13 protein-coding genes are annotated in these 13,782 nt (G+C 32.6%); 4 read left to right on the forward strand and 9 right to left on the reverse strand.

Going from position 1 to position 13,782, the window contains the following annotated elements; genetic code table 11:
• Window positions 1-93: 93 nt before the first annotated feature.
• Both ACX6U0_RS07625 and ACX6U0_RS07630 read right to left on the reverse strand, forming a co-directional pair.
• Window positions 94-1,440, reverse strand: coding sequence for a sensor histidine kinase (locus ACX6U0_RS07625; protein WP_464959357.1), 1,347 nt, complete (start codon window positions 1,438-1,440; stop codon window positions 94-96).
• Window positions 1,437-2,120 carry a response regulator transcription factor gene (locus ACX6U0_RS07630; protein ID WP_464959358.1) on the reverse strand — a complete coding sequence of 228 codons (684 nt, stop codon included), beginning with the start codon at window positions 2,118-2,120 and terminating at the stop codon, window positions 1,437-1,439. The genes ACX6U0_RS07625 and ACX6U0_RS07630 overlap by 4 nt, the downstream gene beginning before the upstream one ends.
• A 348-nt stretch (window positions 2,121-2,468) precedes the next feature.
• On the opposite strand from ACX6U0_RS07630, the gene mprF reads away from it, so the two are divergent.
• From mprF to ACX6U0_RS07645, 3 genes are all read left to right on the forward strand, one after another.
• Window positions 2,469-4,991 carry a bifunctional lysylphosphatidylglycerol flippase/synthetase MprF gene (gene mprF, locus ACX6U0_RS07635; protein ID WP_464959359.1) on the forward strand — a complete coding sequence of 841 codons (2,523 nt, stop codon included), beginning with the start codon at window positions 2,469-2,471 and terminating at the stop codon, window positions 4,989-4,991.
• Between the two features lie 520 nt (window positions 4,992-5,511).
• Complete coding sequence (locus ACX6U0_RS07640) at window positions 5,512-5,964, forward strand: MarR family winged helix-turn-helix transcriptional regulator (RefSeq protein ID WP_464959360.1); 453 nt, start codon at window positions 5,512-5,514, stop codon at window positions 5,962-5,964.
• Window positions 5,965-5,990: 26 nt separating this feature from the next.
• The gene (locus ACX6U0_RS07645) at window positions 5,991-6,410 is read left to right on the forward strand and encodes an organic hydroperoxide resistance protein (RefSeq protein ID WP_464959361.1); all 420 of its coding nucleotides are present in this window, start codon (window positions 5,991-5,993) and stop codon (window positions 6,408-6,410) included.
• A gap of 67 nt (window positions 6,411-6,477) precedes the next feature.
• Here ACX6U0_RS07645 and ACX6U0_RS07650 read toward each other — a convergent pair whose 3' ends face one another.
• The 5 genes from ACX6U0_RS07650 to ACX6U0_RS07670 form a co-directional block, all read right to left on the reverse strand.
• Window positions 6,478-7,242, reverse strand: coding sequence for an ABC transporter permease (locus tag ACX6U0_RS07650; protein WP_464959362.1), 765 nt, complete (start codon window positions 7,240-7,242; stop codon window positions 6,478-6,480).
• Between the two features lie 14 nt (window positions 7,243-7,256).
• Window positions 7,257-7,979 carry an ABC transporter ATP-binding protein gene (locus tag ACX6U0_RS07655; RefSeq protein ID WP_464959363.1) on the reverse strand — a complete coding sequence of 241 codons (723 nt, stop codon included), beginning with the start codon at window positions 7,977-7,979 and terminating at the stop codon, window positions 7,257-7,259.
• A 65-nt stretch (window positions 7,980-8,044) separates the two neighbouring features.
• Window positions 8,045-8,842 carry an ABC transporter ATP-binding protein gene (locus ACX6U0_RS07660; RefSeq protein ID WP_464959364.1) on the reverse strand — a complete coding sequence of 266 codons (798 nt, stop codon included), beginning with the start codon at window positions 8,840-8,842 and terminating at the stop codon, window positions 8,045-8,047.
• Window positions 8,843-8,846: 4 nt separating this feature from the next.
• A complete protein-coding gene (locus ACX6U0_RS07665) occupies window positions 8,847-9,899 on the reverse strand; it encodes a FecCD family ABC transporter permease (RefSeq protein ID WP_464959365.1) in 1,053 nt (350 codons plus the stop codon).
• Window positions 9,896-10,897: a FecCD family ABC transporter permease gene (locus ACX6U0_RS07670; protein WP_464959366.1), complete on the reverse strand. Its 1,002-nt coding sequence runs from the start codon at window positions 10,895-10,897 to the stop codon at window positions 9,896-9,898. The genes ACX6U0_RS07665 and ACX6U0_RS07670 overlap by 4 nt, the downstream gene beginning before the upstream one ends.
• A gap of 160 nt (window positions 10,898-11,057) precedes the next feature.
• Here ACX6U0_RS07670 and ACX6U0_RS07675 point away from each other — a divergent pair, with 160 nt between their 5' ends.
• On the forward strand, window positions 11,058-12,020 hold the full coding sequence (locus ACX6U0_RS07675) for an ABC transporter substrate-binding protein (protein ID WP_464959567.1): 963 nt from the start codon (window positions 11,058-11,060) through the stop codon (window positions 12,018-12,020).
• A 67-nt stretch (window positions 12,021-12,087) separates the two neighbouring features.
• Here the strand turns inward: ACX6U0_RS07675 and ACX6U0_RS07680 are convergent, their stop codons facing one another.
• Both ACX6U0_RS07680 and ACX6U0_RS07685 read right to left on the reverse strand, forming a co-directional pair.
• Window positions 12,088-12,618, reverse strand: coding sequence for a zinc ribbon domain-containing protein (locus ACX6U0_RS07680; protein WP_464959367.1), 531 nt, complete (start codon window positions 12,616-12,618; stop codon window positions 12,088-12,090).
• A 626-nt stretch (window positions 12,619-13,244) separates the two neighbouring features.
• Window positions 13,245-13,721 (reverse strand): hypothetical protein, encoded by a 477-nt coding sequence (locus ACX6U0_RS07685; protein WP_464959368.1) that lies wholly within the window; start codon window positions 13,719-13,721, stop codon window positions 13,245-13,247.
• Window positions 13,722-13,782 lie beyond the last annotated feature (61 nt).

Genomic DNA, 13,782 nt, shown 5'->3' on the forward strand with positions numbered 1-13,782 from the left:
TTCCCCTTTCACTAACTCTTACTTTATCATGTGAATAGATTATCAAACATTTATGAACAGAATATGAACATTCTAATCTTTTCTCATTTATTCTTAACTTTTCGGTAAGATCACTGTAAAGCTTGTCCCATCACCTATTGTGCTATTTACCATAATTTTTGCTTCATGCATTTCAATAATTTTTTGTACTATTGATAGCCCTAATCCAGTTCCATGTTTATGTCTAGACTGATCAGCTTGGAAAAAACGCTCAAAGATTCGATCAATATTTTCTTTACTGATACCAATTCCGTTGTCTTTAATAATGACACTACATTCATGTGGTTGATCAATAATATCAACTGATATAATTCCACCAATATTTGAGTATTTAAATGCATTTTGTAAAAGATTAATCCAAACTTGCTCTAGTAATAATCGGTCTGCAAATATTTTTGTTTGCGGTAAATTCAGTATTAATTGAAGCTTCTTTCTTTCCCAATGAGGTTCCAACGCAACAATTACTTTTCTGATTTGTTCATCTAGATGATACGAAGTTGGTTCAAATGGATGTTGGTCAGAATCGAGCGATGCCAATTTTAACAATCTTTCACTCAATATAGATAAGCGTTCAGTTTCTTCTTCAATAATAGAGATATAATACTCTCTTTTTTCATCTACTAATTCCCTATTCTTCAACACTTTAGCAAAGCCCTTAATTGAAGTTAAAGGTGATTGAATCTCATGTGATACGTTTGAAACAAACTCACTTCTCATTTCTTCTAACTTACCTAATTTCTCTGTCATGACATTAAAATGTGTTGATAAAAATCCGATTTCATCTTTCCGATTTACAGCAACCCGTACATCGTAATTACCCTTAGCTATTTCATTTGTAGCTTCTGTTAAGGCCTTTATTGGTTTTACTAATAATTTTGCAACAAATAAGAATGTAATTGAGCCGATAATTAATGTAGTAAGAAGACTAGAAAAAACAATTCTATGCATTTTAAAGAAACCACGTTCAAAATTCGGCTGAACAAATAATGCATAGTTATGGCCATTTTCCTCAAAAGGAATACCAACTATATAAGGATGTTTATCTGTTGATTTACTAATATTCTGAGGGAAATGATGTCCATACAAAACTGACTCTATCATTTCTTTCTTAACCGGAAACTTTTTTGGTGCATTATTTTTAATGATCACTTTATAGGAGTCGTCATAAATTGTCAGACTGTAATTTTTACTAAGTATATTTAACGTTGTTTCTACTTGATTACTTCCATCATTTTTCTGATATATTGAAATGAAATTTTCACCAACTTCGTTCAAATCTCCTTGAACTTCAGCAATAATATTTTTAATAAAATATTTCGATGCAATAAAAAAGGTAAAGACTAAACTTAAAATAATAACTGAAATAAATATAAGGACTAATTTTGTATAAATGCTTTTCATGAACGTATTTCCTCTAACTTATATCCAAGTCCTCTGACAGTTACAATCTCCACTGTAGCGTTTAATTCTCTTAAACGTTCGCGTACTCTCTTTATATGAACATCCACAGTTCGTTCATCACCCTCATAATCAAGTCCCCATATTTGTTCTATTAAATCATTTCGTGTGAAAATTCTTCCGCCCTGACTAGCCAGTTTGAATAAAAGTTCAAACTCCTTTAACGGAAGCATAATAGAATGTTCATTTACAGCTATTTCATATTTGATTTGATTGATGGTTAGATTGCCAACATGAAGATTTTTATCGACTAATAATTGATATCTTCTTAGAAGTGCTTTTACTCTAGCAACCATTTCTAATGGATCAAATGGCTTTACTACATAATCATCAACCCCTAGATCGAATCCTTTTAATTTATCTTGAGATTCTCCCTTTGCAGTCACCATTAACACTGGAATATCATAAAATCGCTTTAATTCTTTCGTGAATTCATAACCATCTACTTCTGGCATCATCACATCTACTACCGCGATTTGTATTTGATTAGACTCTAGCAATGTTAAAGCTTTTTCTCCATTTTCTGCTTCAATTACTGAGTAACCTTCCCCACTCAAAAAAATTGAAATTAACTCTCTAATATGATCATCATCATCAACAACTAATACATTAACTGTATTCATGTTTCTCACCTACTTAATCCCATTGTATACATTTGATGAATATATTATATAAGTACATTATGAACTTAATATGAATAAAGAAATCAGTCTAAGGACGTATCCTAGGTAAATTCATTAACCCATAAAAAAAGAGAATGGTTTCATCCATTCTCATACTAAATCGGACATTCCAATTGATTGTTTAAGAAATTACCCAATATTTTGGAACAAAGCCTACTTATAAAAATTAAATTATCCTTAAAAAACAATTAAGATTTAGATTCTCCTTGTTATAGTGTGGAAGAATATGGAATACTATGATTAGATGAAATTTTTAACTAGGTTTGATTACAACTTCAGGAGTGTCCTATGAATAAGATTCAATTGAGTAAAGTAGGTTTGTTTAAGCTATTATTTATCTCTATATTACTAGTTGCATTTATTTTTGTTGGAAAAAATGTACTTTTAAACTTTGATTTTAAAATGTTTTTTAATTACATGGATTCACTTACATTATTTGAATACTTTATGATCTTTGCCTTAGGAATCATAGCTGTTTCACCAATGTTTTTATATGATTTTGTTCTTGTAAGACTTCTAAATTTAGATTTTAGTTTCCGTAAAATAATGGTTGTTGCTTGGCTAGCCAATACAACTTCAAATTTAATTGGGCTTGGAGGAATTGCTGGGACGACAATTCGAACAATGTTTTATCGAAAAGATCGTTCAGCACCTGAAATCATTAAAGCTGTAAGTAGCGTGACGATTTTCTTACTTTCAGGCTTATCAATATTAAGTCTTTTATTATTCACAGGCATTTTTGACGTATCTTTTTTAAATGAATATAAGTCTATGTATATTGCCATTATTATTGCTATCTTATATTTCCCAATTATGTTTGTTGTCGTTTATATGAAACGTAATTTTTTCTCAGAAGATTTTTCTGCGAAGTTTATGATTAGCTTAGTGATTATTTCACTTGCAGAATGGACATTTATTCTACTTTTTATTTATTTTATTTGTTTATTCCTACATGTAGACATTTCTTTAATTGAAGTACTTCCCGTGTTTTTAGTTGCATCCGTTGCAGCTTTAATTAGTATGATTCCAGGTGGTCTTGGTTCTTTTGACTTTTTGTTTCTGCTTGGTTTTACTTACTTTGGAATCGATAAAGAAACAACTTTACTTGTATTACTAATCTATCGTTTCAGCTATTTCTTCTTTCCTTTCGCTTGTGGATTGGTCATTGTTTTAAAATTATTATGGAATCGTTTAAATGAATCATTTAATGAACTACCAAATCAAATTTCTACATATTTGGGTCACAAAGCGATTACAATTTTAGTGTTTTTATCTGGTGTAATCCTTTTAATGTCAGCCGCTGTACCTAGTATGTTGTTAAGAATAAGTATTTTACAAATCATTCTATCTTCAACAATCATTAATATCTCACATGTACTTTCTGTCACAGTTGGCTTTACTTTACTTGGGCTATCTCGTGGTATTGATTATAAGGTGAAACGAGCTTGGTACATTACACTTTTTATGCTCGTGATTGGTGCTGTTACTACATATTCAAAAGGTCTTGATTATGAGGAAGCATTATTTGTTCTAGGCGTAGCGTTTGTCTTGTTTATTTCAAGAAAACAATTTTATCGAGAGAGCTTTGTACTGACCTGGGGAAAACTGATTGTCGATAATTTTATTTTATTTTTCTTTTTAGGAAGTTACTTGTTGATCGCATATCTTAATCTTCCTCAATCGAATGTAAAAATACCAGCTAAGTATCTCCCTTATGTACTTGTAGATTCTGAAGATATAGTTGTTAGTGCTGTGCTTGGATTTGCTGCTGCATTATTTTTATTTTATATAGCATTCTTTAAAGTGAAAATTAAACAATTCCAATTTATCAGTACAAAAAAAGAAGAAGATAAAATTAGAGAACACTTGAATAAGTACGGTGGAAATGAACTATCTCATTTAGTATTTTTACATGATAAGTTTGTGTATTGGGCACAGGAAGATACTGTTTTATTTATTTTCCAACCATATGCAGATAAGCTAGTTATTTTAGGTGATCCGATTGGAGAATCGACGCGCGTATATCCAGCAATCGAGGAATTATTAAATTGTGCAGACCGTTATGGATATACACTTGTTTTTTATCAAGTTAATTCAAACTCATTACCTTACTTACATGAAAATGGATTTGATTTCTTCAAATTAGGAGAAGAAGGTTTTACTGAAACTACAACATTTAACCTTTCAGGGAAACGTAACAAAGGATTACGCGCACTTTATAATAAATTTGAGCGAGAACAATATAGTTTTGAGCTACTAGAACCACCTTTTTCAGATGAAATACTAAAGCAATTAAGACAACTATCTACACAGTGGCTGAATGGACGTAAAGAGAAAGGGTTCTCCCTTGGGTATTTTTATGAAGATTATATTCAATTAGCGCCAGTTGCACTGATTAAAAACAGTGAAAATGAGTTGATCGCTTTTGCATCAATTATGCCAAGCTATACTGATCAAACCATTTCGGTTGATTTAATGCGTCATACGAAAGACGCCCCAAAAGGCATAATGGATTATATGTTTGTGAACTTAATTGAGTGGTCTAAAGATAAAAATTTCACTTATTTTAATGTCGGTATGACACCATTAGCAAACGTGGGATTATCTAAATATTCATTTACGAGTGAAAAAATAGCTTCACAAATTTATCAATACGGTCAGTTTTTATATCATTTTCAAGGTTTAAGAAGTTTTAAAGAAAAATACGTTCATAAATGGACACCAAAGTTTCTTGCATATCATAAAAAAACTTCTTTACCAATTACAATGCTACAAATTACATCACTTATATCTAGATCAAGAAAAAATTAAAGAAACAAGCTAGTTAATGAATACTACATTAGCTAGCTTGTTTTTTTAATTTATTAAGATATTGATTTAAAATGAAGGTGTTCCATATTTTGTATTGTAATGTTTTTTGTCGTTATTTTCCAAAAAGCCTTTGTATTAAAGATTGTTGTTTAAGTCAGAATTTAAATATTACTCTTTTTTAGAAGTTGATTTGGAACGGAAGGTTGCTCGACTCCTGTGGGAGTAGCGGGAAAGTTGATACCCCACAGGAGGCCCACAGGACGTGGGTCATGCAAGCGTTACGACAGGACGTCGTGGTTTTAGCATGCCTTCCTTTTTCTCTAGGAGGCTCAACTTACGCCCCACGGAAAGCGAGCATCCTGGAGGGAAATCAACACTCTTCATTCTCAAACACAAAATACTATATAAAAATAAAGAATAAAAATAAAGAATAAAACTTACTACTTGCAAAAAGAAATAATATCAATTATGATTGTGTCATATTAAATTGTGCACAATTAATATAAAGGATGTTGGGAAAATGAAAAAAGAAGAAATGTTATTACTTGAAAATCAGCTTTGTTTTTCTATTTATGCATGTTCTCGTGAAATTACAAAGCTTTACCGTCCAATGCTTGATGAAATCGGAATTACTTATCCACAATATTTAGTTATGTTGTCTTTATGGGAACATGACCAGCAAACCGTTAAAGATTTAGGTGATTCCCTATTTTTAGATTCCGGTACTTTAACCCCAATGTTAAAGCGTATGGAGTCAACAGGTTTAATTATGCGACAACGTGATTCAATCGATGAAAGAAAAGTTTTCATCTCCTTAACCGAAGATGGAAAGAAATTAAAAGAAGAAGCATACTGCATTCCCGAACAATTTTTTAAAGAAAGTAGTGCCACTCAAGAAGAATTTTTATCACTGCTAAATCAAACGAAATCACTATTACAGAAAATCCATTCTGTAAATGAACATAAAAAATAAATAGAAGTAAAAAGGGAGAGATTTTGATGGAACATTTATATACTGCAACAGCAACAGCTACTGGTGGACGAGATGGTAGAGTTATTTCATCTGACGAATTTGTTAACTTAGCACTTAAGCCGCCAGTTGAATTAGGTGGACCTGGTGGCGCGACAAACCCTGAGCAGCTTTTTGCTGCTGGCTATTCAGCTTGCTTTGATAGCGCGTTAAACCTAGTTGCACGCCAACAAAAAGTGAAATTGGAGTCTACATCTGTAACTGCAAATGTAACAATTGGTAAGGATCCAGTTGATGGTGGATTCAAATTAGCAACACAGCTTGATGTAAAAGTGAAAGGTGTACCAACAGAAGTAGCGGTTGAATTAGTTAAAGCAGCTCATGGTGTTTGCCCATATTCAAAAGCAACGAAAGGTAATATGGATGTACAACTGAGAGTAATCGGTTAATAAAGGCAAAAGCAAAAAGAGCAGGAATAAACTAGGAGTTACCCAGTTTTCATCCTGCTCTTTTCATTTATAGTTGTATATCCAATGCATCATCTGTCGTGAAGAATTTCCTGTATGATAATAAAGTCGAACAAAAAACACTGATGGCAATTGAGCCAATTAAGATACATTCAATTAATAATTGATATTTAATGGCATATAGCGGGCTAATACCTGCAAAAATCATACCTGTCATTGAACCTGGTAATGTAACAATACCAACTGTCTTAGCGCGATCAATTGATGGGATCAGTGCAGCTTTAATTGAGCTTTTAATAACAGCGTTTGAAGCTTGTTTTGTAGTAGCTCCTAAACATAGGGCAGCTTCAATCTGATGTCTATTTGCTATTATTTCAGCTCTAAGCCTAGTTAACGCTAAGCTATTCGCATTCATTGAAGTACTAATAATCATACTTGAGATTGGAATAACATATTGGGCCTTTAATGCAATACTATTTGCCACTAAAACGACTCCTAGGGAAATGGCGACGCCTAATAATATACTGATAAACGAAATGAAAAATACTCCTTCTATTTGAAAGGAACGTTTACTAGATGTATAGGCTCCAAATAGAATCATGCAAAATAAAATTAAAATGACGACTAAAAAATGCTCAATGCTTAATACATATTCAAGGACATATCCCATAAGCATTAACTGAATAACAGTCCGGACCGATGAAATACCTAACTCTTTTTCGACACCTAGCTTTTGATAATACGATAACCCAATGGCAATGACGATTAATAAAAATGTCAGTGATACACCGGTAATTTGCAAATTGCCTTCCATAATAAACTCCTTTTTTAAGCGATAGTTGAGAGAAAGTTTTTGCCAAATTCTGTACTTGGATTATCAAAGAATTCTTTTGCCGTACTTACTTCAACTAACCTTCCTTCAATTAGTAAACCTACTCTATCTGCAATTTGTTGAACTAAATCCATATTATGAGTAACTAAAATAATCGTTTTTTTCTCTTCTCTTTTTAAATCTAATAAAAGCTGCTGAATATGTATTGTTGATTGTGGATCTAATGCCGATGTAATTTCATCGCATAATAATATATTTGAGCTCATCGCTAATGTTCTAGCAATAGAGACCCTTTGCTGTTGTCCAATTGACAAAGATAAAGCATTACGTTCTAGAAGGTTTGACTCAAGTCCTACTTTATCTAACATATTTGTTGCTAATACAAAATTATCTTTTCTTTGAATTTCGCCACTAAATTGTAAACCTAATAAAATATTATCCTGAACAGTGCCCTCAAATAAAGAAGGACTCTGTAATATCATCATTGCATTTTTTCTCAATTTTTGTGGTGAGACTGAGTAGATCGATTGACCATTCAATAAAATCTCACCCTCTTTTATTTTTTGTAGTCGATTTAAAGTTCGAAGTAGTGTTGATTTTCCCGAGCCAGAAGTCCCAATCACACAAAATATCTCTCCTTCATCTATTTGAAAGGAAATATTTTTAAGAATTTGATTTCCATGAATTTCAACACTTATGTTTTTTATATCATAGACCACTTAAATCCCCCTTACATTAAACAAAAGGTGCCCTATTTTAATGAAGGACACCTTTCGATTCACTTTTAAAGTATTTTTCGACCTCGGCCATGTGGAATACAAAGAGGTGTTCCAAACAATGGGTCCTTAACGATATCACAGTTCATACAAAAAACATCACAAATTAATTCCTGATTTATGATTTTTTCAGGGTCACCCTCAGCATAAACTTCACCATTTGAGATCGCCACAACGTTATGAGCATATCTACATGCCAAATTAATATCATGTAGAACCATAACAATTGTACGTTTTTCTTTTTCATTTAATTCATATAATAAATCTAGTATTTCAATTTGATGTGTTAAATCTAGATAAGTAGTAGGTTCATCAAGTAAAATCGTGTCTGTATCTTGTGCCAAAGTCATAGCAATCCAAGCGCGTTGACGCTGACCACCAGAAAGAGAATCTACGAACTGATCTTTTAAATCAAACATATTGGTCATTTTTAAAGCATGGTTTACTTTTTCTTCATCTTCTTTAGACCATTGCTTTAACCACGTTTGATATGGGTATCTTCCTTGTTTTACTAATTGGAAAACAGTCAATCCTTCAGGTGCTACTGGGCTTTGAGGTAATATAGACAAATTACGTGCAACTTCTTTTGTAGGACGTTTACTGATTTCTTTTCCATCCAGTAAAATTGTTCCACTTTTTGGTTGAAGTAATCTAGCAAGAGAACGAAGTAATGTAGATTTCCCACATCCGTTCGCACCTATTAATACTGTTATCTTCCCTTTTGGAACTTCGAAGTTTAATTCATTTATAATCGTTTTATCATCATACGATAAGGTTAATTTATCAGTTACAATCGCATTAGTCATGCTATCACCTTTTTCCTGTTTTGAATAATAAATATATAAAATACGGGGCACCAATTACCGCTGTAAATACTCCCGCTGGAATCTGAATTGGTAGAAATACCGTTCGCCCAATTGTATCTGCAATTAATACCATTACTGCTCCAATCATACCAGATAAAGGAATTAAAACACCATAAGATGCGCCTACTATTTTACGGGCAATATGAGGTGCAATCAGTCCAACAAAACCAATTGCTCCTGCAAATGAAACTGCACCAGCTACTAAAGCTGTACTAATAAATAATAGGATAAGTCTGTTTTTCTCGACTTGTACCCCTAAACTTGTAGAGACTTCATCACCTAATTGCTGTGTGTTTAAATTTCGAATAAATAAAAGAGCTAAAAGTATAAATACAATCGTCCAGAGAAGTAAAATCTTTACTTGTTCCCAATTTGCACCATAAACACTACCTGTTAACCACATATTTGCCTCAGATGCTCTAAAAATTGGGCCAACAATCATAAAGAATGAAGTAATAGCCTGTGCAAGCGCAGAAAATCCTACACCTACTAACACTAAACGTAATGGTCTTAATTCACCATCTTTATAGGCTAATCCATAAACAAAAATTAAACTTATGATGGCACCAATAAAAGCTGCAAGTGGTAACCACTTAATACTAACAGTCAATTGATTTGTACGATCATCACTAAAAATCGCTAAAAATAATACAACTGCCGCACCTGCTCCACCTGTAATCCCTAAAATATCTGGTGAAGCCAAAGGATTTCTAACTAAACCTTGAAGTATCGCCCCAGCAATTGCTAATGAAAGACCTGCTAACATTGCAATGACAATTCTAGGCATACGAAAAGCTTGAATAAATAGTTCATCTATTTTTTTACCTTCTCCAAGGAGAACGGAAAGAACTTTCGAAATAGAAATATATCGATCACCAAGTGTTAAACTAATTAAAAATGTACTAAGTAATAGAATAAAAGTAATGAACAAAACGATTAATGAACGTTTATTAAGTAAATATGAAAAGAATCTATTACGTACTTTGATCATGTTCATTTAATCGTACCGCCTTTTCTTGCTAAGTAAATAAAGAATGGAGCTCCTATAACAGCTGTTGTAATACCAACTGGCGTTTCTTCTGGCATTAATACATAACGCGAAGCAATATCAGCTAATAATAATAAAATAGCTCCTACCACACCAGTAAAAGGAATCATCCATCGATAATCATTTTTGACAAACATTCTTACAATTTGCGGAACAATAATGCCAATAAGACCAATTGGACCAGCGACACTAACTGCACCTCCAGCAAGTAGGACGACTAAAACTACTAAAGTAATTTTTAGCAGCGCTGTATTCTGACCTAATGCTTTAGATAAGTCTTCACCTAGCATAAATGTATTTATTTTACTACCAAGTGAAAGTGAAATAACCCAAGCTACTATAATATATGGAAGAACCATCACCAATGAATCTAGTGAACGCCCTTGTACCGAACCAGCTAACCAAAATAATACTTGATCTAAAGCTACCTCATTTGTAACAAGTAACCCTTGGGTTATTGAACTAAACATTGCAGCAATCGACACCCCTGCTAATGTAATTTTCAAAGGCGTTGCTCCATCTTTTCCAAGAGAGCTTAATCCAAATACAAATAATGATGATAATGCTGCTCCAATAAAAGACAACCAAATTGTAGCTGTCACTGATTGCAAATTAAAAAAAGTAATACTTAACACGATTAACATAGATGCACCAGCATTAATTCCTAGAACACTTGGAGATGCTAATGGATTTTTTGTTAAGACCTGCATGAATAAACCAGCAATCGCAAGACTCGCACCAACTACTGATGCAATGATTGCTCTTGGTATTCTAACATTTTGTATAATCAATTGTTCATTCGATCCATTAAAATTGGTAAACGTATGAATTAAGTTTGTAAAACTAGTGTCTGTATAACCTAGTAATATACTAGAAAAAAAGCAAACTACTAATAATAAAATACAGGCAATAAAAACAATCAATCTTGATTTAAAATGAATAAGCATTCGCTGTCTCCTACTATATCTATTCTCTCTCCTTAGTCTAAATGATATAAATTATCAAGTCAATGAGAAGCGTTTTCAATTTGTTGTTGACTCCACTAAAATAGTAATCTATAATACGATTTGTCAACAAATGAAAATGGTTATCAACTAGAAGGAGAGTATAAACGTGAAAAAATTCAAATTTTCCTCAATAATTGCACTGCTAATTGCAGCTGTAATGGTATTAGGTGCATGTGGTTCAAAGAAAGATGAGAAAACATCTTCAAATGAAAGCAAAGCAAAAACAGTTACGATTGAACATGCAATGGGTAAAACAAAAATTCCTGCAGACCCGAAAAAAGTTGTTATTTTAACAAATGAAGGTACTGAAGCTTTATTAGCATTAGGTGTTAAACCTGTAGGTGCTGTACAATCTTGGACAGGTAAGCCTTGGTATGACCATATTTCTAAAGATATGGAAGGCGTAGAAGTAGTTGGATTAGAAAGCGAAGTTAGCCTTGAAACAATCGCAGGCTTAGAACCAGATTTAATTATTGGTAACAAAATGCGTCAGGAAAAAGTGTATGAGCAATTAAATGCTATTGCTCCAACTGTAATGGCTGAAACACTTCGTGGAGATTGGCAAGAAAACTTTAAATTCTATGCAAAAGTATTAAATAAAGAAGCAGAAGGCAAAAAAATCTTAGATGATTATGCTAAACGCGTTGAAGAAGTTAAAACTAATTTAGGCGATAAAGTAAACAATGAAATTTCTATGGTCCGTTTCATGGGTGCAGATGTACGTATTTATCACCTGGATACTTTCTCTGGTGTTGTTCTTAATCAGTTGGGCTTTAAACGTCCAGAGTCTCAAAATGTAAATGACTTTGCTGAAAAAGGTGTAACAAAAGAAAGAATTCCAGCAATGGATGGAGATTATATTTTCTACTTTACTTATGAAGCTGAGACTGAATCTGGTGCTAAATTCGAAAAAGAATTTACAGAAGATCCTTTATTCAAAAAATTAAATGCTTCTAAAAATGGTCATGTATACAAAGTTAGCGATGTAATTTGGAACACTGCTGGTGGTATCAAAGCTGCTTACTTAATGTTAGATGATATCGAGAAGACTTTTTCAAAATAAATTCATTAAAAAGGGTTAGCCAAGTGGCTAACCCTTTCTTATATAAATAAAAAAAATGGGGGCGATATTAGTTTGTAATCTTTGCTAAAAACTCTTTCTTAAGTTCGATTGCCTTAATTAAATTCGTCTTAATTGTTTGTAGTGAATTAATAGATATATCATAATCTCTTTCTTTTAATGTCCCCTTAAATGTTTCCCAATTGCTTTTTCGATCTTCCCAAAGTTTTTTTACTTCAGTAGAATATGCTTTATGTTCATTTTTAAGGGTAGTTAATTTAGATTTAATATCATTTAACGCTGCCATCTTTTCTGCTTTTGTTTTATCTTTTGCAGATTGAATTAGTTTTGCTTCTTTTTTTATAGATTCTATTTTTAAATGATAAGCTGATTTGATTTGAGTATTTAATTGAGCCTTTTGTTCTCTTAGAGCTTTAATTTCAGTTTGTAAGTCTTTTAATTGTTGTGGCTTTTGTACTTTTGTTTGTTTTTGTTTTGCTTCTACTGATACATTAGTAGAGGGTTTTACTTCGTCAGCGTGGACTGCTGATACTCCTAATGACATTGCAAACATAAATGGAACGATGACTCTTTTTTTCATATTAAAACCTCCAAATTGTTTATACTTCTATTCTTTCAAATGCGAGAGACTCATTCTATGATGCATTTTTTATCCAAGCTATTGTGTTTGCTTTCTTGTTGATGAATCAATTGGCAATTCTTGAAGTAATGATAAAGGATAACTTGATGGATAAGAATCCCTCATTTGAAAGATTAAATAAGAAAAAATAGCAATCTTAAAGTTGTCTTTTCAGTTATGATACGTATTTGCTAATCTTTTGATGTATGCTACTAATTTCTTATTCTAAAAATAATATACTGTACTATTGTCACAAGGAAGTAACAACAATCTGAAGTTCTTGTTAACAATTTCAATAAAAGAAGACTCTTCTGGAGGAAGAGCCTTTTAATTTGGTAAAAAGAAGGTTGTTGATTTCCGCTTCAGGTTGCTTGCTTTCCATGGGGCGTGAGGTGAGCCTCCTGGAGAAAAAGGAAGGCATGCTAAAACCACGACATCCTTTCGTAACGCATGCATGACCCACGTCCTGTGGGCCTCCTGTGGGGTCTCCCCCTTTCCGCTACTCCCATAGGAGTCGAGTATCTTCCACTTCAATCAACTTCTTATAAGAGCATTTAAATAATAGCCCTTTCTTTTCATTACATAGACTAACAATCATTTTGACATCGCTTCAATTGTTCTTGCGACAGTATTTCTGTTGCTTTTTTTATGTTGGATACATTTAAAAATAGAATATCGTTTTCTCCTAAGTACATTGATTTGACTTCTACTTTACACCAGAGGCTGCCGTAAAGTAGGTTAAATACGCCTGGTACTCCCGCTGGAATGTTTAATAAAGCGATGATTGTTTCTTCTTTAAATGATACATTAAGTGAATTAAGTGTTCTTCTTACTACATTTAGGTCTCTATTGGTCTCAGTTTCAGTAGTGCCCGCTACGATTCTAATAAAGTTATTTTTATCACGATTTTTAGTTGTCGTAAGACTCAAGAGGTTAACAGAGTGTTTAGCAATGCCATTTAAGATATTCGAAAAGGTTTGATCATTTGCAGTAAATGTAAATTGGGTTCTGTATTCAATTTCATATTTTAATTGATCTGGTTTTTGATGATAAGAACGATTCATTCGTGCACATCCTTATATTTTGTGTTTTATATTAAGGTATGTGATAAATGAGCATTGGTTT

It is taken from the genome of Gottfriedia sp. ABJ_BB2_2 (genome assembly GCF_055484705.1).